Raw genomic sequence first — 272 nt, 5'->3', positions numbered from 1 at the left:
CGCCCCGGCAATGCCCCATAGGCATCGGCCCGGTCGGGTTGGCGGGACATATTCGATATTGACGGTGACGCCCTGCCCACTGGTCGAGCGGCCGTAATCGTCGCCGCCTGCGTGGATCGCTGCCAGCTCCTCGCGCCAGCTGTCGTCGGTCAGCACCATGTTGATGAAGCCGGGCCCGGCGACGTCGACGCGCGACACCTCGGGCAGCTTCTCCAGTTCGCCCGCCAGCGCTTCGGCCAGCACGCGCGGCTTCGCGCCCGCCGGCTTGGCGA

At 70.2% G+C, this 272-nt stretch carries 1 pseudogene; it reads right to left on the bottom strand.

From position 1 onward, the window contains the following. Window positions 1-272: pseudogene (locus AC0IYH_RS31645) on the bottom strand (hypothetical protein); the annotation flags it as partial.

Source organism: Pseudomonas sp. AC463, assembly GCF_979253585.1.
Note: the sequence above shows the minus strand (reverse complement) of the source record. Positions and strands in the feature narration are given on the sequence as shown.